This is a genomic window from Pseudomonas sp. ES3-33 (assembly GCF_000952175.1).
GTDB lineage: Bacteria > Pseudomonadota > Gammaproteobacteria > Pseudomonadales > Pseudomonadaceae > Aquipseudomonas > Aquipseudomonas gregormendelii.
The window spans coordinates 217,412-236,328 of sequence record NZ_JZRI01000044.1; the positions used below are offsets into that span (position 1 = coordinate 217,412).

Below are 18,917 nucleotides of genomic sequence, written 5' to 3' on the forward strand. Positions count from 1 at the left end.
CGGACGATGTGTGCAGCGCTGTCAGCCCCCAGCATTAGCATTGCGCGCACCACGTCAGTCTTCGCGTTCCCCTTCAACTCGCTGCATTCAATCGGCTGCAGTGCCTGGCATGGCTGCGCGTCATGAATCCGCAGACAATGGAGAACCCCATGAACCAATCCGTAGACTTGCCCCTGCCCGTCGGCCATTACGCAAACCTGCCAAACGGCCTGTGTCTGCACTATCTGGATGAGGGAGCAGGCCCCGTGGTGCTGTGGCTGCACGGCAGCGGGCCGGGCGCCAGTGGCTTCAGCAACTTCAAAGGCAACTACCCGCAATTGGCAGCCGCGGGCTATCGCAACATCGTGCTTGACCTCCCGGGTTTCGGCCGATCGGACAAGCCCGAGGACGTCCAGTACAACCTCGATTTTTTCGTCGACTGCGTGGTCGCGTTCCTGGAGTGCATCGGCGTGCGGCGTTGCACGCTGCTGGGTAATTCGTTGGGGGGCGCGATCGCCCTGGGCCTGGCCCTGCGCCTGCCGCAACTGCCACAGAGCCTGATCCTGCTGGCTCCGGGCGGTGTCGAAGAACGCGAGACCTACTTCAAGATGGAAGGCATCGTACGCATGGTCAGCCTGTTCAGCGCTGGTCCCATCGGAATGGAAGAGATGCGCAGCATGATGCGCCTGCAGCTGTTCGACGATTCGATTCTGCCGGAAAGCCTGCTACAGGAACGCGTAGCGGTGGCAGCGACCCAGCCCAAAAACCTGTTCAGCACCATGATGGTTCAGAACATGCAGGCGCGCCTGGGTGAGATCCAATGCCCGATCCTGGGCTTCTGGGGTACCAACGATCACTTCAACCCTGTCAGTGGTGCCCAGCGCATCATTGACGGTGCGGCCAATGCCCGGTTTATCGTGCTCAACCGTTGCGGGCATTGGGTCCAGGTGGAACACCGGGAATTGTTCAACCGCAGCTGCATCGACTTCCTGCAACACGGCTGATCCGGGCGGCGCGGTGTACGTGCTGCACCGCGTTATCTCTCTTCGTCGGCAAGCCTCGTTCCCCCGGAGCCGGGCCTTGACGTATATCCGTTACCCCGCTGCTGGCTGACGGTTCAACTCGGCGTCGCCGGGCTTGCCCAGTACGCAGGACGTGCCGCCGGGGGTGTACATCATTGCCACGCAGCGGTTGCAGGCCGTGCAAATCGAATCGCGACTGACGCCGCTGGCAAGTTTATTGACGTAGTCTTGTTCGGCCAGCAACACCCGCCCCATGGCGACCAGGTCAAAGCCCTCGGCCATGACCTGTTCAATGCTCGACAGGCTCTTGGCTCCGCCCAGGTAAGCCAGGGGCATCTTGACCGCCGCGCGTACTTTGCGCGCGTGTTCCAACAGATACAGTTCGCGGAACTCTACCGTCGGCTCTTTACGGCGCTGAATGGCCATGGCCAGGGCGATGATCTTGTTTTTCTGCTGCACGCGGTTTTCCTTGGGAAAGGAAGAGCCGAACATGGTGGTGATCGATTCCGCGTTCATCCCGGCGCTGAGCACCAGCAAGTGCGCGCCTTCATCCTCCAGCATGCGGGCGATCTGGGCTCCGTCTTCGGCACTGTTACCGGCGCGGACGCCTTCGGTGATGCTGTATTTGCAGATCACCGCCATCTCCTGGCCGACCTCATCGAGCACCGCGCGCAGCACCCGTCGCGGAAAGCGCAGGCGGTTTTCCAGACTGCCGCCGTACTGGTCGCGGCGCTTGTTGTACATTGGCGAAATGAACTGGCTCAACAAGTAGCCATGACCCATGTGGATTTCCACTGCGTCAAAACCTGCCTGGCGCGCCAGCCGCGCGCCTTGGACGAAATCGTGCACCACTTGCTGCATATCGGCTTCGTTCATCGCCTGCTTGAGAAACATGCCACTCATCAGGCCTATCTTGTTGAAGCCTCCGCTGGCTGAAAGCGGACGTTTGGTTGAGCGCTCGCGAATAAAGGTGAAGCAGCCACCATGGGTGATCTGCGCGCTGGCCAGGCCACCGGACTCGTGCACGGCGTCGGTCAGGGCCTTGAAGTGCGGCACGCTGGATTGAGCGAGGATCAACTGGTTGGGCAAGGTGCGGCCATCAGTGCTCACTGCGCAGTAAGCCACGGTGGTCAGGGCGATTCCGCCAGCGGCGAGGGACGAGTGCAGCTTGACCAGTTGTTTGGAAGGCACACCCTGGGCGCTCATGCCCTCATTGGTGGCGGCCTTGATAAAGCGGTTCTTCAGGATCAGCGGTCCGATCTTGACGGGGCTGAACGCAGATGGGATTGAACGAGGGTTCATGGCAGGCCTCTTTATTTTTATCAGGCTAAAAACGAAGCGCTGCGTCGCCACGTCGCGACGCAGCGATAATCTTCAGAAGGTGTATTTGGCGTTCAACGACAGGTAATCCCGGTCAGCCAGGAACCGCCCCTGGGCGACATCCGGAGAACTCAAGTAGGCGATATAGGTCATGCCAACCTGAAAGTTACCCAGATACTTGAAGTCTCCCCCCACAGTCAGGCGCTTCTCGTCGCGCCCCAGGCCCTGGTAGGCGCTACCGTCGAGGTTCTGTGTCCATACCACCTTGGTGCTCAGGTCCAGGCCGTTGGCGATGGACGGGTAGTCCATGTAGACGCCCACGCCCAGCAGGGTCGAGCCACGGGTCTGGGTCTGCGACTCGAACTGGTCAAAGGTGCCGTCAACGCCAGCTCCGCCACCGGTGATGGTCAGGCTGTCCACCCCGTCGATGTGTTGATGCACCACTTCGCCCATCACGGTGGTCTGTTGGGCCAGCATGCTTGGGCCGAGGATGTACGAGGCGTTGAGGTTGCCCTGCCAGATCTGCCCGGTAGTCGGCGCACCGTTGTTGAGGTAGACCGAGGCGCCATCACGGTAGCTCAGGTCACCGGCGTACTGCACCGAGTCGCCGACCTTGGAGCTGAAGCTGATCCCGGTCAGTTCTACGTCTTCGAAGTACCCCAGGCGATAGGTCGGTGCGCTGGAATCATGACCGATGCCCTTGAGCGATGAGTATTGGGTGTTACCCGTAAAGTCGAAGAATAATGAGCCCACCCGCTCGTGATAGCGGTAGTGGAACAGCCCCACTTCGGTGTTTTCGGTGATTCGGTAGCGTACCCCCACCCCCCATTGGCCGCTGTCTCTGGCGTCTTTTTCACCGGCATAACCGACCGCCAGGCCGTTTGGCAGGCTGTCGACTACCCCAGCGCCCAGACGATAGAACTCGGCACCGGGTCCGAAGGTGTCGCTGCCGAAATAATCGCCCACAGGGTTGAGCTGGGTTTTTTCCCATTCGTACTGGTAATAGCCGACCAGCGCCAGGTCTTCGTTCAGCGACCACGACCCGGACACCTGCCCCACCGGCAGGTACGAGTCCTTGGCCTCGGTACCCGGCACATTGAATTTGGTGGCATCCACCGGGGCCTGCCCCTGGCTGATGTTGGCCCAGAACAGGCTCTCGCCCCATGCCACCAGGTGCCGCCCGGCTTTGAGCGACAGATACTGGGTCTCGCCGACGTCGAAGTTGCCATACACATAGGCATCGAGCAGCCGCGCGGTGCTGCCGCTCAGCCGGCGGGTTTCGTCACTGAAGCCGTCGTTGTGTCCGGTCTTGTTCACCGTCTGCGCCGAGTCGTTGGCGTTTTTCTGGTTGTAGACATCGTCATAGAACTGACTCCCGCGCACTACCGCACCGAGGTTGTCATGTTTGAGTTGCAGTTCGCCGAACAGACTCAGGCGGTTATTGATCAATGAGCCGCGCTTGAAATTTCGCGTGCCGTCGTCGTTGTTCGGGTCATTGAGGTATTGACTGGCCTGCTTGGCGGTACGCATGGAGGCGGTGTAGTTGACCGTCAGCGACGAATCCAGGGTGGTGTTTTCCCCCAATTCGACGGTCGGCGCGGCGCTGGCCGTGGCACTGGCCACCGTGATGGCTGTCGCCAACAGGCAGCGTCCATCGATCGTTCTCCCCGGACGGCGCGCAACAAGGTTTCGGGTAAACATGCTCATCTCCTTTTTTGTTGTTCTGGCTTGTGTCCTCACAGCATGAAAAAAACCACTTTCGCGCACATCGTCCGTTTGGTGAGATGAGCGTTTGTTACGCCAGCACGCCATTGGCCACCATCGCGCGCAGTTCGCTCTTCACAACCTTGCTCGACGGATTGAGCGGCAAGGCGCGGAAAAAACGCACCTGGCGCGGCACCTTGTAATTGGCCATTTGCTCACGACTCCAGGCAATCAGTTGTGCCTCGTCGAGCTCTGCGCCCTCGCGCAGCACAACGCAGGCACAGCCAACTTCGCCCATGCGCTCATCGGCAATGCCAATCACCGCCACCTGGGCAATCGCCGGATGCCGGATCAATGCCGCTTCGATTTCCGCCGGGTAGCAGTTGAAGCCACCGACGATGAACATGTCCTTGAGTCGGTCGGTGATGATCAGGTTGCCCGCTTTATCCAGGCGCCCGACATCGCCGGTGTGGAGCCAGCCATCGGCGTCGATGACTTCGCGGGTCGCTTCGGGGTCCTGGAAATAGCCCTGCATGATGTGAAAGCCACGCAGGCAGATCTCACCGGTTTGCCCTGGATCCAGCGCCTGGTTATGCGGATCGCGGATACTTGCTTCAGTGCCGGCAATAGGCCGTCCGCTGGTGCCGGCGATCACCTGCGCCGAGTCTTGTGGGTCGCAGATAGTCGCAAGCCCCCCGCATTCGGTCAGGCCGTAGGCAGTGGTCACCACGGCAAACCCCAACTCGTTGCGCATGCGTTCTATCAGGCTCGGCGGAATACTCGCTGAACCGGTCACCGCGATGCGCAAGCTCGACAGGTCGGTCTGCTTGAGCTGCGGATGCGCAAGCAGCGAGAGGTACAGGGTCGGCGCGCCGGGCAAGACGCTGATGCGCTCGCGGGCGATGCGCTGGAACACTTGTTCGGCGTCGAACACCGCGTGGGGCAGGATGGTCGCTCCGCCAATCAGGCAAGTCAGCCAGCCGGCTTTATAGCCGAAGGCATGAAAGAACGGGTTTACGATCAGGTAACGGTCACCCGGCACCAGGCCGATGACCTTGACGTATTCGGTAAAAGCCCGCAGGTTCTGGCCATGCCCGCTCATCACACCTTTGGGTTTGCCGGTGGTGCCGGACGTGAACAACAGGTCGCACATGGCTTGGGGGTCGACCGCTAATGCGCGTTGCCTGGCGCTGTCGGCATCGACGGTTACCGCACCACACAGAAACTGTTGAAGCGTCAGGTCCGCAGGCGATTCGGGCGTATCGCCATCGAGTATCACCAGATGCTGGAGGCTGGCCGGTCGATGGGGTGCGAGGAGCGCCGGGTAATCCACATCGAGAAATCGCTGCTGGACAAACAACAGCCGGCAGCCGCTGCGTTCCAGCACATCGGCGGCCTCAAGCCCCTTCATGCGCGTGTTAATCGGCACCAGCACCGCACCTGCACACTGAATGCCCAGCGCGGCGAGGATCCAGTCACCGCTGTTCGGGGCCCAGATACCGACCCTGTCACCGGGCTGGATACCCACAGCCATCAGGCCCCGGGCAAAGCTCATGACGCGCTCGGGCAGTTGGGCGTAGTCGATGCAGTGGCCGTTGTCCTCAATGGCAGTGCGACCGGCGTGACGTTCGGCGCTGCTGAAGACCAACTGGGCAAAGTTGACGGGGGCGGCGCTCAGGGGCGCGGCAAGATTCAGGCTCTGATTCATCGTGGGCTCGGGCTTGGCATCATTGGAGGCTTCACTCTGGAAAGCGGATACGCAATTGCGCGCTGGTGGGCACTGCCTGACAGGCAAGAATCCAGCCTTCGGCCAGGTCACCCGCATCCAGGGCATCGTTGTGCAGCAGCTCGACATCGCCGCTTACCAGCGTGCACATGCACGAAGCGCAGCCACCCACGCGGCAGGCGCTGGGAGGCTTGAGACCGGCACGTTCCATCGCAGCCAGCAAGGTCTCGCCGGTGTCGCAGGCCAAGTGGTGGTCCTCGCCATCCAGGCGCACGGCGAGTTGGGCGGCCACCGCAGCCTCGATGCTTGCCACCTGTGGCAGCTCGCCTTCGCCGGGCAGCGACACGAACCGTTCGACATGCACTCGGCGCTCCGGCATGCCCAGGTCCTTTAACGCATTGACGGCGGCGTCCATGAACGGGCCCGGTCCACAAATGAACGCCTGCGCATCGATAAACGGCCGCGCCAGTTCGGCCAGCTGTCCGACGCTTGGGATGCCCTGTACCGAATCGAGCCAGTGGACGATTTGCAAGCGTTGCGGGTGGGCGCTGGCCAGGTGCCGGAGTTCATCGCGGAAAATCACTGAGGATTCATCGCGGTTGGCGTAGATCAGCAGGACCCGGCCGGTTCCGGCGAGCAACGCCGAACGCAGGATCGACAGCACCGGGGTCACGCCACTGCCGCCGCCGAACAGCAGTAAATCGCCGTCGAGGCTACGCGGCACAAATACCCCGGCAGGTGGCAGTACCTCCAGGGTCTGGCCGGCCTGCAACTCGCTGCACAGCCAGTTCGAAGCGCGGCCCTCGTGCACACGTTTGACCGTTACCCGCAAGGGCTCATCCAGCAATGGCGTGCTCGACAATGAGTAGCAACGGGGCAACCAACCGTCCTCGAAGGGCACTCGCAAGGTCAGGAACTGGCCGGGTTGATAGTGGAAGCGTTCACCCAGATGCTCCGGCACGTCGAAAACCAGGGAGCGCGCATCGGCGGTTTCCTCGATCACTCGTGCCACACGCAGGGCAAGATAATTGTTCATAGATCAGCTACTCATGACCACCTGCCCGTGTATTACGGGCGGGTGTAGACCCAAGGAGTCAAAACGGGCGCCATGGCTTCAGACGTAAGGGTCCGGATTGGGCAAACCCAGCATCACCGCGCCGTAACTGCGCCCGTAAGCCATGTAATTGTTGGCAATGTGTCCACGTGCCTGGTGCAGGTCGCGGAACAGTCGCGCCACCGGGTTGGTGTTGTACAAGCCTGAAGCGGCCATGCTGCGCAGCAGGTCGTTGGCCCGTTCGGCGCAAATATTGGTCACGTAGGCCGACTGGTAGCGATACAACAGCCGGGTTTCGGTATCCGGGTATTCGCCGGCGCGGGCCAGGCTCATGAGGTGCTCGTAGTTGCGTTCCAGCACCAGGCGCAGGCTGTCGACGGTGATCATCGCTTCGGCAATGGCGGTTTGCGCCACAGGATCGTCTGCGGTACGGGCACCGTGCTTGCCGATATGTTTGGCGGCATTGTCACGGAACTCGTTGATCGCACCCTGCAGGGCGCCAATGGCCGATGTGGAGACGGCGCGGGAGAACACTTGGGCAAACGGAATCGCGTAGATCGGGTTGGTGTTGACCTGGCGCCCGGGCGTTGCATCGAGCGTCCAGTTATTGGTGCGCTGCACGCGATGGGCGGGGACGAATACATCCTCAACCGTGATGTCATGGCTTCCGGTGCCGCGCAGGCCCATGACGTCCCAATTGCGTTCAATCTGGTAGTCCTTGCGCGGCAACAGGAAGGTGCCGTGCTCGGCGGCCTGTTCGCCATCGGGCGGCAGTATTCCTCCCAGAAGCACCCATTGGCAGTGCTCACTGCCGCTGGAGAACCCCCAGCGCCCGCTGATGCGGTAACCGCCCTCCACCACCGTGACCCTGGCCGCCGGCATGTAGGTCGAGCAGATCAATGCGTTGTGGTCATGCGCCCAGACTTCGCGCTGGGTTTCGATCGGGTAGCGGGCCAGTTGCCAGGGGTGAACCCCCATCACGCCGTATATCCAGGCAGTGGACATGCAACCTTCGGCAAGGATGGTCTGGATTTCGAAGAAGGTACGCGGGTCCACTTCATATCCACCAAACGCCCTGGGCTGCATGGCCCGTAGCAGCCCGGTGGACTGCAACTCGAGCACGGTCTCCACCGGTATCTTCAAGTCCTTGTCGGCCTGCGCCGTGCGCGCCTTGAGGGCGGGCACCATGCTGCGCGCACGCTCAATCAGATCACGTTCGTCCTGGGTCTTTTCTCGCATGCTGTGCATCACTCAACTCTCCCGATCTCACTGCGCCACTGCGCCAGTTGTGATCAATCATCGGATCGAGCGCGCGATCATTCATCGTCAAAGCGGACTAGGGGGAGTACCGCTTGCGCCGGTTGCGAGAGCCGGGTTCTTCCTGGGTAGGAGCTGCCGCAGGCTGCGATCTTTTGATCCTGCTTCTAAAGAACCGGATCAAAAGATCGCAGCCTGCGGCAGCTCCTACGGTGTATGTGCCCTGATTGATAGTCCATTGAGACGATGCTGGCTACGGTCGTTGCGACGATAGTCAACCCATCAACCATCGACCCCACGGAGCAAGGGCCATGAGTATTTTGCAGCGTTTCCAGATGCACGGCAGCGTCGCCATCGTCACCGGCAGCGGCCGGGGAATCGGTCGGGCGATTGCCTTGGCGTACGCCGAAGCCGGCGCAGATGTGGTGTGCTCGGCGCGGTCACTGGACGAAGTTCAGGCCGTGGCCGAAGAAGTTCGCGGCCTTGGACGACGCGCCCTGGCGGTCGCGTGTGACGTCAACGACGCCGAGCAACGCCATGCGCTGGTGCGTCAGAGCGTGGAGCAAATGGGTCGTATCACTCACCTGGTGAACAATGTCGGCGGTGGCGGTCCGAATGATCCGCTGGCGATGTCGCCCGAGCAGTTCGCTCAGGTGCTGAACTTCAACGTCGCCACCAGCTACGCCTTCTGCCAATTGTGTGTGCCGCTGATGCGCGAGGCAGGCGGCGGCAACATCATCAATATCAGCTCGGTAGCGGCACGCTATGCGCAGCGCCATTTCAGTGCCTACGGCACCGCCAAGGCTGCCCTCAGCCATCTGACCCGCCTGCTGGCCCAGGACTTCGCACCGCAGGTCCGGGTCAACGCTGTCGCACCCGGCCCTACCCTCACTGAAGCGCTCAATGGCGTGATGCCGAGTGCCATGCGCCAAGTCATGGAAAGCAACACTCCACTCAAGTGCCTGGGTACCCCGCAAGATATTGCTGCCGCCGCGCTGTATCTGGCCAGCCCGGCCTCGGCCTGGGTGACTGGCAAGGTTATCGACGTCGATGGCGGCGCAGACTCGTCGGTCTGGCCCGGCTAAGCAGCTGTTTTTGGCCCGCCCCTGATGACGCCGGGGCGGGTTTTTTTTCCACATGACTGGAACCCTGCCATGGACGCTCATTTGATCAACACGCTGGGCGACGAATTGTTCAACGCCTTGCGCAGCCGTCAGACCCTGGCGCCCCTGACCCGGCGCTACCCTCAGATCACCCTGGAACAGGCCTACCGGATTTCCTTGCACTTCCTGCAACGTCGCGAGGCACTTGGCGAGCAGGTGATTGGCAAGAAAATCGGGGTGACCAGCCGCGCCGTACAGGAAATGCTGGACGTGCACCAGCCAGACTTCGGTTTCCTCACCAATGCCATGCAGGTCGAGGATGGCTGCGAAGTCAGCCTCGCCCGTTACAACCTGATCCAGCCGAGGGCCGAGGGCGAGATCGCCTTTATTCTCGGCGAAGATTTACAAGGCCCCGGCATCAGCGCCGAGGACGTACTCGCTGCCAGTCAATGGGTCGTCCCCTGTTTCGAGATTGTCGACTCAAGAATCGATGACTGGCAGATCCGTATCCAGGACACCGTGGCCGACAACGCTTCCTGCGGCGTGTTTGCCCTTGGCGCCCAGCGCACCGACCCGCGCTCGCTGGACCTTGCCGCGGTGCACATGCAAATGCTTAAAAACGGCCAGCCGGCAGGCTCGGGACTGGGCTCGGCGGTACAAGGCCACCCCTGCGCAGCCGTGGCCTGGCTGGCCAATACCCTGGGCGAGCTGGGCATTCCGTTCCGCCGCGGCGAGATCATTCTCTCCGGTGCCCTGGCGCCGCTGGTGCCCGTAGTCGCCGGTGACCACATCAGTCTTTCCATGAGTGGCCTGGGCGAAGCCAGCCTGCGCTTTGTCCCTTGATCACCCTGCACGCCCTTCCCTTTCTCCCTTCCTGGAGCCAAAGACCATGAACAAAAAGATCAAATGCGCGCTGATCGGGCCGGGCAACATCGGAACCGACCTGTTGTACAAATTGATGCGCAGTGACGTGCTGGAACCGGTGTGGATGGTGGGCATCGACGCCACCTCCGAAGGCCTCGCGCGGGCTCGCGAGCTGGGCCTGAAGACCACGGCCGAGGGTGTCGACGGATTGCTGCCTCATGTGCTGGAAGACCAGATCCAGATTGCCTTCGATGCCACTTCGGCCTACGTGCACGCGCAAAATTCGCGCAAACTCAATGCCTTGGGCGTGTTGATGATCGACCTCACGCCAGCAGCCATCGGCCCGTATTGCGTACCGCCGGTCAACCTCAAGGCTCAACTGGGCCTGGGCGTCATGAACGTCAACATGGTCACTTGCGGCGGCCAGGCCACCATTCCGCTGGTGGCAGCGGTGTCCAGCGTACAGCCGGTGGAATATGCCGAAATCATCGCCACCGCCGCTTCGAAATCAGTCGGGCCCGGCACCCGAAAAAACATCGACGAATTCACCCGTACCACCTCCAGGGCAGTGGAAAAAGTCGGCGGCGCGAAGGAAGGCAAGGCAATCATCATCATCAACCCCGCCGAGCCGCCGCTGATCATGCGCGATACCGTGCATTGCCTGACAGTCACTGAGCCCGACCAGCCGGCGATCACGGCCGCTATCGAGGCCATGATCGAGCAAGTGCAGCGCTATGTGCCCGGCTACAAGCTGGTTAATGGCCCGGTGTTCGACGGCAATCGGGTGTCGATTTTCATGGAGGTCGAAGGCCTGGGCGACTACCTGCCCAAGTACGCCGGCAACCTCGACATCATGACGGCTGCGGCGGCACGCACGGCCGAGATGTTCGCCGAGGAAATCCTCAAGGGCGAACTCGTTCTGCAAGCCACCGGCTTAACCGCCAACGCATAAGGAAAAGACCATGGATCTTCGCGGCAAAAGCATTACCGTCCACGACATGTGCCTGCGCGATGGCATGCACCCCAAGCGTCACCAGATCAGCCTGCAACAGATGAAGGACATCGCCTGCGGCCTTGACGCGGCCGGCGTGCCGCTGATCGAAGTCACCCACGGTGACGGGCTCGGCGGCAGTTCGGTGAACTACGGCTTCCCGGCCCACACCGACGAAGAATACCTGTCGGCGGTAATTCCGCTGATGAAAAAGGCCAAGGTTTCTGCGCTGCTGCTACCGGGCATCGGTACAGTCGATCATCTGAAAATGGCCCATGAACTGGGCGTCAACACCATCCGGGTGGCCACCCATTGCACCGAGGCCGATGTCAGCGAGCAGCACATCTCCCACGCCCGCGGCCTGGGCATGGACACCGTCGGTTTCCTGATGATGGCTCACATGAACAGCCCCGAGGGCCTGGTCAAGCAAGGTTTGCTCATGGAAAGCTACGGCGCCAACTGCATCTACCTGACCGACTCGGCGGGCTACCTGCTGCCCCATGAAGTCAGTGCACGTGTGGCGGCGATGCGGGCAGCCCTCAAGCCAGGGACCGAGATCGGTTTTCATGGCCATCACAATCTGTCGATGGGTGTGTCCAACTCCATTGCCGCGATTGCCGCCGGGGCCAACCGCATCGACGCTGCCTGCGCGGGCCTCGGTGCTGGCGCAGGTAACACGCCGATGGAGGTGCTGGTGGCAGTGTGTGATCGCATGGGGATCGACACGGGTGTCAGCGTATTCGGGATCCAGGACGTGGCCGAAGACCTGGTGGTGCCGATCATGGACTTCCCGATCCGCAGCGACCGTGATGCCCTGACCATGGGCTACGCCGGGGTCTATGGTTCCTTCCTGTTGTTCGCCAAGCGCGCCGAGAAAAAATATGGCGTGTCGGCCCGGGAAATCCTGGTCGAAATGGGTCGCCGCGGCATGGTCGGCGGCCAGGAAGACATGATCGAAGACACCGCCATGACCCTCGCCCGCCAGCGGCGGCAGGCGTAAAGATCCCACAGCCCGCTCCGACGCTTTCGCGGGCAAGCCCGCTCCCACAGGTTAAGTGATGTACGCAGGTTTTGTGTACGACACCGAAACTGTGGGAGCGGGCTTGCCCGCGATGAGGCCATGCCCGTCGCCCTCTATGCCAACTGGCCCACCGCTTTCACAAGCAGTTTCTGTCAACGCCAATCGGCGACGATGCCGTGCTCCAGCGCAAACGGCTGCGCAGCAATGGTCCGCCGTTGAAACCCGGATGCCTGTTCCGCCGTGGCCAGCCACAGCATCACCGCCGCCGGCACGTGGGGTGGAGCGCTGCCGGCACGCAGGGCGATCAGGCCTTTGTCGCCGATGGTCGCCTTGAGTGCCTCTGTGGTGACTACGCCAGGATTGAGCGTATAGGCGCGCACGCCAGCCTCCCCCAGTTCAGTGGTCAACACCCCGGACAATCGCGACACTGCCGCCTTGCCGGCCCCGTACGCATAACCCCAGCCGCCCTTGCCCGCAGCTACCGGTGGGTCGCTTTCGCCGGCACCGGAAGTGACGTTGATCACCACCCCGCCCCCGCGCGCCACCATGTGCTCGGCAACCGCCTTGGTCAGCAGGAACGGGGTGAGAATGTAGCCCTGGAACATCCGTTCCAGGGTCTGGGCCTGCAGGTCCATGAATCCGGCATTAAGGTCACTGCCCTGGTAGATCGCGTTATTGATCAGCACGTCGATGCGCCCGTACTCGGCCAGCACCGCCTGGCAGGCGGCCAGGGCCGAGGCGCTGTCGAGCAAATCCATCGGCACGACGAGCACCCGGCACCCCAGATCACGCAAGGCCTGCGCAGTACCATTGAGGCTGCCGGCCAGGGGCGCCCCGGCGGCGTCGCGCAGGGCATGCTCATGTTGTTCCCCCTCGTTGAGGGTACGGGCGCTGATCGCCAGGTCGAAGCCGGCGCGGGCGAATGCCAGCGCCGCCTCACGGCCGATGCCCCGGCTAGCGCCGGTGATGAATGCCACTTTGTTCATGCAAGTTCCTTTTTAGAAGCGCGTGGCGCGGACCATGGCGTCCATGCCGCCATCGACGAACACGACACTGCCATGAATAAACGAAGCCTGGGGCGATTGCAGGAAGGCAACTACTGCGGCAATTTCCGCAGGTTGTCCGGCACGACCCAGAGGTGCGACAAATTCGCGGGTAGCCTGGCCAAAACGCGAATCGTCCAGCGAGGCCTGGTGCAATGGCGTTTCAACCGCACCCGGCGCGACTACGTTCAAACGCATGCCCTGCTTGCCCCAGCTCACCGCCAGGCTACGGGCATGCTGGCTGATGGCACATTTGGAAGCAGCATAGGCGACGTGCGGTTGACCGAGGTCGTTGGCCAACTCAAGCGCCCGGGCCTCTTCACCGGCGATCATCGCGTCGGTCATCGGCTGGCCATCGGGCCCGGAATGAGTCGCCGCCACCGAGCCGATCACCAGCGCAGCCGGCTGTTGGCCCTTGGCCAACGCTCCCTGCAAGCCGTCGAGCAACTGGCTGACGCCGAAGTAATTCACCGCAAGGATCAAACCGCAGTTGGATGCCGTGACACCGACCCCGGCGCAACAGATCAGCCCATCGAGGACCCCACCGCTGAGTTCAAGCACTTGCCCGATGGCGGCCTCACGCCCTTGCGCAGTGGACAGGTCGGCGATCACTTCGGCGTTACTGCGATCGATCCCTATGACCTGATGCCCGGCGGCGCGCATGGCCGCAGATACGGCCGCCCCGATTCCCGAGGCGCTGCCGGTGATGGCTGTAATTGGCATGGTGATTCTCCGTGATTGGTCCGCCCAGTATCGACAGGGCGATCACGGGACGGCATCGTCTGTGCGGACTAAAAATGTGCTGCGTGAATGTTAGCTACGCCGGGCGGCGAATGGCCCGGCGAAGGGTGGGCAGGATCAGGCCTGACGGTAGATCGGCACGGCCAGCCGCAGCGGCGGCACCTTGATTTTTTCGGCCACCTTCAACGCGAGTTGCGGCTTGCCCAAGGCAACCACGCTGTTGAGCATGATGCGCACCAGTTCCGTCTGGCGTCGCACTCCGGTCTTGGAGAAGATGGAGCGCAAGTGTGCCCGCGCGGTGTTGCGCCGGATATTGAGCACTTCGGCAGCTTCCTCCAGGGACAAGCCGTTGGCGAGTTCCATGGCCAGGGCGGTTTCGGCCTTGGTCAGGTTGAACAGCTGCTTGGTCACCACTTCACTGGCCAGGGATTTGCTCGACGCATCGCGGATATACACCAACGCCGCCGGTTGCCCCTTCTCCTCTGCCCAGTCCAGTGATGGAATCGATTCGACGACCACGCCGAGGTTGACCAAGCCGGATGGACGCGTCACCGACATGGCCTCGGCGCTTTTTGGGGCATCGGGACAGAACGCGCCACGAATCAGGCGTTGCAACTCACGGTTATCGCTGGGATACGTCGCCTCAAGGCGTCCGCCCACCAGTTTCAAGCCATCGGAACGGGAAAGGATTTCCTGGGCCACGGGATTGATCTGCAACACACTGCCGCTCTCGTCGAGCACCAGGGTCGCCACCGATAACCGGCTGATGGCCTGGGAGTACAACTCGCTCAGCGATTCACTGCGGTCTCGCAAGTTATGCAGTTGGGAGGCACGTCGCAGGTGAGGCAGGAAGCTGGCGCACACTGCGCGGTCGTGGGCAGAGAAGTTGGGAGCCCGTTTGGGGCGAGTCATGCGCAAGCGCAGTTTGCCGCCGTCCGGTGTGGAAATATCGGCACACATTAAGTGGTACACGTCATAGGGTTCGCAGAACATTTTGTAGTAGCCGTTCTGCTCCCATTGCGTTGCGCTCATGAGGTCGTCCACGGTGAACACATGGTCCAGCGGCTGGTTGGAGAACGGCGAATCGATTTGCGGGTAGGTCATGTAGCAGATATCACCGGCGCCTTCGATGTCACCGACGATGATCATCACGCCGGTTTCGGGTTGCTCCGGCACCCGCAGGATCAAGGTGACGTAGTTGGCACCGTAGAGTTTGAGAAAGCTTCGAAGGGCGTGCGCCATCAGCTTTGGATCCAGGGCGCCTTCGTAGATTTCGCCCACCAACTGGTTGTAGTGCGTGAGATCGAGGCCAAGACTGGCCAGGGCCTGGTGCGTCAAGTCAGCGTTTTGCATAGTCTTATCTCGCTCGGGTAAGGACTGCGCCCTTCCCTTGTTATTTTTATAATTTCGGCTGGGGGAACCCGGGTTCCCCCTCATTCGACTGCAACTTCTCAGCCAGTTTCCCTAGTGTGTGCGGACTCCACAATAGGTCGGACAGGTTTATTTTTCGCCTCCTCGATCACGCTCGGCCGGGCTGTTTTTCAGACGAAACTGCCCTTGTAACGGCACCGGCTGGCGCATTCTGTCGGCGACCAACGGCCGCCCACGATTGAACCAGGCGGCCAGCGCCGGAAGGAGGAAAATTGCCCCCAGCACGTTGACCAGAAACATGAACGACAGCAACACACCCATGTCAGCCTGAAACTTCAGCGGTGCGAACGCCCAGGTGCACACGCCAATGGACATGGTCACGGCCGTGAATACCGCCGCCGTGCCGCGTTGGCACATGGCCTGGTAGAACGCCTCGCGCAGATTGGCTCCGCGCAGCATTTCGTGCTGAATACGTTCGTACAGGTAAATGCCGTAGTCCACGCCCACTCCGACACCCAGAGCCATGACAGGCAAGGTGGAGACCTTCAGGCCGATACCGAGCATGGTCATCAGTGCGTTACACAGAATAGCGACAATCGCCAGCGGCACCAGAATGCACAACACCGCGCGGATGGATAAGAAAGTCAGCCAGCAAAACAGTGCCACTGATCCAAACAACGCCCCGAGCATGATCACTTCCGCACGCTTGACCGCCTCGTTGGAGGCCGCCATAACCCCCACGTTGCCACCCGCCAGGAGGAACTCGACTTGCGGCGAGCTGACTTCGGCAATGATCCGCCTCGCTTCAGTGATCGCATGGCTGACCGTGCTGCCTTCGTGGTCGGTGAGGAACACCAGGATCTGCATCTGCTGGCAACCGTCGGTGACCAGGCCATCATCCGGCATATAGGCCCGAGCGCCCTGACTCAGGCCGCGGGGTGATCCCGGTATCGCCGCCCAGCGCGGATTGCCTTCGTTGTTGCCAGCAATCACCCGTTTGCCCATGTCCGCCACGCTTTGAATCGACTGCACACCCGAGACGGTACGCATGCGGAAATCGAAGGCTTCCACCGCGCGCATCACGGTAGGCGACAAGCAGCCCTCTTCGACACCCTTGACCTGGACGAACACTGACATCACATCCAGCCCGATGGAGTAGCTGCTGATGATCCTGGCGTTGTCCTGGTTGTAGCGCGAATCAGCGCGCAGTTCCGGCGCGCCCGCGCCGATATCACCCACTGCCAGGTCGCGAGCCTTGTAGGCCCCGGCCGCCAGCAGCAACAGACTGACAACAAATACCCCAAGGGCAGGCCCAGGCTCGGCCAGTGCCGACAAGCGCCACCACAGGGGGTGCCTGCCCGCCGGCCGCGATTGCGCCCGACGCAACAGCGCAGGTTCCAGCCGCAGGTAGGAAATGATCACCGGCAGCATCAGTTTGTTGGTGATGATCATCAACATGACGCCGATGCAGGCCGTCACGCCCAATTCGTGAACGATCGGAATGTCGATCATCATGATCACTGCGAAGCCCAGGGCATTCATCAGCAAGGCCAGCGAGCCCGGGATAAAGATCTTGCAGAACGCGGAGCGCGCCGCTTCCTTCGACGTACTGCCGGCCAGCACGTCTTGTTTCCAGGCGTTGGTCATCTGCACCGCATGGGACACGCCGATGGAGAAAATCAGGAATGGCACCAGGATCGACATCGGATCGATCCCCAGGCCCAGCAGCGGCAGCACACCCAGCAACCAGACCACCGGCAGCAACGCGACCAGCAACGCCACTACTGCCAGGCGCAGGGACCGCGAATACAGCCACAGCAGCAACCCGGTGATGACGAAGGCCACCACAAAGAAACCGATCACCGTGTTCAACCCTTCAACCACATCCCCCACCAGTTTGGCGAAGCCGACAATGTTGATCTCGATATTGGGGCTGTTGTACTTGCTGCGGACCTCTTCCAGACGCTTGGCGATCTCGACATAGGACACCGGCTGGCCAGTCTTGGGATCGACGTCCTGCAAGTCGGCGCGGACCATGGCCGACTTGAGGTCGTTGGCCACCAGACGACCGACCTGCCCGGAGGCCGCCGTGTTGCTGCGCACCTGCGCCAGGTCTTCTGGAGTACCGCTGAAACGCGGAGGCACTACCACATCACCGAAGAACCCTTCTTCGGTGATTTCGATATAGCGCACATTCGCGGTAAACAGCGACGTCACGCTGGGGCGACTGACCCCGGAAATGAAAAACACGTCGTCGGTGACCTTGCGCAGGGTCTCCAGGTACTCGTTGTTGTAGATGTCGCCTTCGCCTTTCCAGCGCACGCTGACCAGGAAACGGTTGGCACCCGTGAAGTAGCGGCTGAACTGGAGAAAATTGATCATGTACTCGTGACGCACCGGGATCTGTTTGTTGAAACCCGGATCCAGTTGCGTATGGGTGGCGCTGTAGCCAAGGCCCAGCGTCACCAGGACGAACAACACCAGCAGCCCCTTGCGCCAGGCCATCAGGTGGTCGGCGCACGTTTCGACGCAGCGCGTCACCCAGTGTTTAGCTTGATTCATTGACCGCCTCTCATTTACTGGGTGGCCTGTGTGGCCACTAGGGCAGCGACGCTGCCACCTGAGCCCTGCAACACGCCGCGCTCGCCACCTACCAGCAGTCGCGAGCCCACCATCGTCGCCGAGGTCAACGTGCCAAGACCGGCCAGGCGTCCGACGCCGACGAGCGCGCCCTGTGCATCCAGGCGTACCACCGAACTGCCGGCCCCGACGATCACCAGGCCGGAGTGATCGGGCAGTAACACATGGCCGTACAACGGCAGTTGGTTACCGAGCTTGATCTGGGTCCAGCTGTCGCCGAAGTCGTGGCTGACGAACACATGCCCGCGCATGCCGTAGGTCACCCAGTTGTTCGCACTCAAACGCACAATGCCGAACAGCGAACCGCTGTAGAACGCCGGCAGGGGCTGCCAGTGCTGGCCGCTGTCGGTAGTACGCAGCACCAGGCCCTGCTCGCCCACCAGCATGCGTCGGCCATCGTTGCCACCTGCCATGCTGTTCAGGTGCGCGCTGTCGATGTCCAGCTGCCGCGGTGCCCAGGTTTGTCCGCCATCCAGAGATTGATAGAACTTGCCGAAGCTACCGAACGCCATGACGCTGTCGCCACCGCCGGTCCAGATGCCAAGCAGCGGCTCGCCCAGATCGCTGTCGTAACGTATTTCCTGCCAGCTGCTGCCGGCATCCTCGGAACGCAGGATCCAGCCATCATGTCCCACGGTCAGCAAACGCTTGGCGTCAAGCGCCACCACTGCAGTCAGTGTGGCATTGCGCTGCGTGGCGACGCTGGCTGGCTGCCAACTGACGCCCTGATCATCGCTGAGCAAAATGCTGCCACGTTCGCCCACGGCCACCACTCGGGCGCCAAGATTGAGCAGGCCGTTGATCTGCACCCGGTCCGGGCGCGTGGCCAACAGTTCTGCTTGCGGAGGGGATTTGGGGGAAAAGGTGTAGCCAATGGTCAAGGCGACCACCAGGCAGACCGCGTAGCCGATCACCGAGCGCATGAGCAACGCTCCTGTTCGGGGACGGCGTGGATAAGGCAAGTCATAGGGCCAATCCTCTTGTTTTTGTCACGCACCAAGGCATGCGAGGCAATCGAGATGGGCGTTGCCTCTGGATCAATAGTCGGTGCAAGGAATGGGTGGCACATCGTCCAAATGGC

Annotated in this window: 15 protein-coding genes; 5 read left to right on the forward strand and 10 right to left on the reverse strand. The window is 61.7% G+C overall.

What is annotated here, in order from left to right:
* Positions 1-149: 149 nt before the first annotated feature.
* Positions 150-983 carry an alpha/beta fold hydrolase gene (locus UB23_RS06625; protein WP_045058522.1) on the forward strand — a complete coding sequence of 278 codons (834 nt, stop codon included), beginning with the start codon at positions 150-152 and terminating at the stop codon, positions 981-983.
* Between the two features lie 90 nt (positions 984-1,073).
* Here UB23_RS06625 and UB23_RS06630 read toward each other — a convergent pair whose 3' ends face one another.
* From UB23_RS06630 to UB23_RS06650, 5 genes are all read right to left on the reverse strand, one after another.
* Complete coding sequence (locus tag UB23_RS06630) at positions 1,074-2,303, reverse strand: NADH:flavin oxidoreductase (protein ID WP_045058523.1); 1,230 nt, start codon at positions 2,301-2,303, stop codon at positions 1,074-1,076.
* A 72-nt stretch (positions 2,304-2,375) separates the two neighbouring features.
* Positions 2,376-4,022, reverse strand: coding sequence for a DUF1302 domain-containing protein (locus UB23_RS06635; RefSeq protein ID WP_052672974.1), 1,647 nt, complete (start codon positions 4,020-4,022; stop codon positions 2,376-2,378).
* A gap of 94 nt (positions 4,023-4,116) precedes the next feature.
* Positions 4,117-5,733 carry a FadD3 family acyl-CoA ligase gene (locus tag UB23_RS06640; RefSeq protein WP_045058524.1) on the reverse strand — a complete coding sequence of 539 codons (1,617 nt, stop codon included), beginning with the start codon at positions 5,731-5,733 and terminating at the stop codon, positions 4,117-4,119.
* Positions 5,734-5,764: 31 nt separating this feature from the next.
* On the reverse strand, positions 5,765-6,787 hold the full coding sequence (locus UB23_RS06645) for a ferredoxin--NADP reductase (RefSeq protein WP_045058525.1): 1,023 nt from the start codon (positions 6,785-6,787) through the stop codon (positions 5,765-5,767).
* A gap of 78 nt (positions 6,788-6,865) precedes the next feature.
* A complete protein-coding gene (locus UB23_RS06650) occupies positions 6,866-8,053 on the reverse strand; it encodes an acyl-CoA dehydrogenase family protein (RefSeq protein WP_045058526.1) in 1,188 nt (395 codons plus the stop codon).
* Between the two features lie 320 nt (positions 8,054-8,373).
* Between UB23_RS06650 and UB23_RS06655 the strand changes: the two genes are divergently transcribed.
* The 4 genes from UB23_RS06655 (at position 8,374) to dmpG (ending at position 12,020) form a co-directional block, all read left to right on the forward strand.
* Positions 8,374-9,147: a glucose 1-dehydrogenase gene (locus UB23_RS06655; RefSeq protein ID WP_045058527.1), complete on the forward strand. Its 774-nt coding sequence runs from the start codon at positions 8,374-8,376 to the stop codon at positions 9,145-9,147.
* Positions 9,148-9,216: 69 nt separating this feature from the next.
* Positions 9,217-10,008, forward strand: coding sequence for a fumarylacetoacetate hydrolase family protein (locus UB23_RS06660; protein WP_045058528.1), 792 nt, complete (start codon positions 9,217-9,219; stop codon positions 10,006-10,008).
* A gap of 46 nt (positions 10,009-10,054) precedes the next feature.
* A complete protein-coding gene (locus UB23_RS06665) occupies positions 10,055-10,981 on the forward strand; it encodes an acetaldehyde dehydrogenase (acetylating) (protein ID WP_045058529.1) in 927 nt (308 codons plus the stop codon).
* A gap of 10 nt (positions 10,982-10,991) precedes the next feature.
* Positions 10,992-12,020, forward strand: a complete 1,029-nt coding sequence (gene dmpG / locus UB23_RS06670) for a 4-hydroxy-2-oxovalerate aldolase (RefSeq protein WP_045058530.1) — start codon at positions 10,992-10,994, stop codon at positions 12,018-12,020.
* Positions 12,021-12,193: 173 nt separating this feature from the next.
* Here dmpG and UB23_RS06675 read toward each other — a convergent pair whose 3' ends face one another.
* The 5 genes from UB23_RS06675 to UB23_RS06695 all read right to left on the reverse strand — a co-directional run bounded on the left by UB23_RS06675 (position 12,194) and on the right by UB23_RS06695 (position 18,759).
* Entirely contained in the window at positions 12,194-13,027 is an 834-nt protein-coding gene (locus UB23_RS06675; RefSeq protein WP_045058531.1) for an SDR family NAD(P)-dependent oxidoreductase, read from the reverse strand.
* Positions 13,028-13,039: 12 nt separating this feature from the next.
* Positions 13,040-13,807 (reverse strand): SDR family oxidoreductase, encoded by a 768-nt coding sequence (locus UB23_RS06680; RefSeq protein ID WP_045058532.1) that lies wholly within the window; start codon positions 13,805-13,807, stop codon positions 13,040-13,042.
* A 135-nt stretch (positions 13,808-13,942) separates the two neighbouring features.
* The gene (locus tag UB23_RS06685; protein WP_045058533.1) at positions 13,943-15,178 is read right to left on the reverse strand and encodes a helix-turn-helix transcriptional regulator; all 1,236 of its coding nucleotides are present in this window, start codon (positions 15,176-15,178) and stop codon (positions 13,943-13,945) included.
* Positions 15,179-15,325: 147 nt separating this feature from the next.
* Complete coding sequence (locus UB23_RS06690) at positions 15,326-17,758, reverse strand: efflux RND transporter permease subunit (protein ID WP_045058534.1); 2,433 nt, start codon at positions 17,756-17,758, stop codon at positions 15,326-15,328.
* Between the two features lie 14 nt (positions 17,759-17,772).
* Positions 17,773-18,759 (reverse strand): WD40/YVTN/BNR-like repeat-containing protein, encoded by a 987-nt coding sequence (locus UB23_RS06695; RefSeq protein ID WP_045058535.1) that lies wholly within the window; start codon positions 18,757-18,759, stop codon positions 17,773-17,775.
* Positions 18,760-18,917: the final 158 nt, after the last annotated feature.

Bases quoted from the DNA above. Each gene is read 5' to 3' on its own strand.
- UB23_RS06625 (WP_045058522.1), top strand. From the start codon at position 150: ATGAACCAATCCGTAGACTTGCCCCTGCCCGTCGGCCATTACGCAAAC.
- UB23_RS06630 (WP_045058523.1), bottom strand. From the start codon at position 2,303: ATGAACCCTCGTTCAATCCCATCTGCGTTCAGCCCCGTCAAGATCGGA.
- UB23_RS06635 (WP_052672974.1), bottom strand. From the start codon at position 4,022: ATGTTTACCCGAAACCTTGTTGCGCGCCGTCCGGGGAGAACGATCGAT.
- UB23_RS06640 (WP_045058524.1), bottom strand. From the start codon at position 5,733: ATGAATCAGAGCCTGAATCTTGCCGCGCCCCTGAGCGCCGCCCCCGTC.
- UB23_RS06645 (WP_045058525.1), bottom strand. From the start codon at position 6,787: ATGAACAATTATCTTGCCCTGCGTGTGGCACGAGTGATCGAGGAAACC.
- UB23_RS06650 (WP_045058526.1), bottom strand. From the start codon at position 8,053: ATGCACAGCATGCGAGAAAAGACCCAGGACGAACGTGATCTGATTGAG.
- UB23_RS06655 (WP_045058527.1), top strand. From the start codon at position 8,374: ATGAGTATTTTGCAGCGTTTCCAGATGCACGGCAGCGTCGCCATCGTC.
- UB23_RS06660 (WP_045058528.1), top strand. From the start codon at position 9,217: ATGGACGCTCATTTGATCAACACGCTGGGCGACGAATTGTTCAACGCC.
- UB23_RS06665 (WP_045058529.1), top strand. From the start codon at position 10,055: ATGAACAAAAAGATCAAATGCGCGCTGATCGGGCCGGGCAACATCGGA.
- dmpG (WP_045058530.1), top strand. From the start codon at position 10,992: ATGGATCTTCGCGGCAAAAGCATTACCGTCCACGACATGTGCCTGCGC.
- UB23_RS06675 (WP_045058531.1), bottom strand. From the start codon at position 13,027: ATGAACAAAGTGGCATTCATCACCGGCGCTAGCCGGGGCATCGGCCGT.
- UB23_RS06680 (WP_045058532.1), bottom strand. From the start codon at position 13,807: ATGCCAATTACAGCCATCACCGGCAGCGCCTCGGGAATCGGGGCGGCC.
- UB23_RS06685 (WP_045058533.1), bottom strand. From the start codon at position 15,178: ATGCAAAACGCTGACTTGACGCACCAGGCCCTGGCCAGTCTTGGCCTC.
- UB23_RS06690 (WP_045058534.1), bottom strand. From the start codon at position 17,758: ATGAATCAAGCTAAACACTGGGTGACGCGCTGCGTCGAAACGTGCGCC.
- UB23_RS06695 (WP_045058535.1), bottom strand. From the start codon at position 18,759: ATGCGCTCGGTGATCGGCTACGCGGTCTGCCTGGTGGTCGCCTTGACC.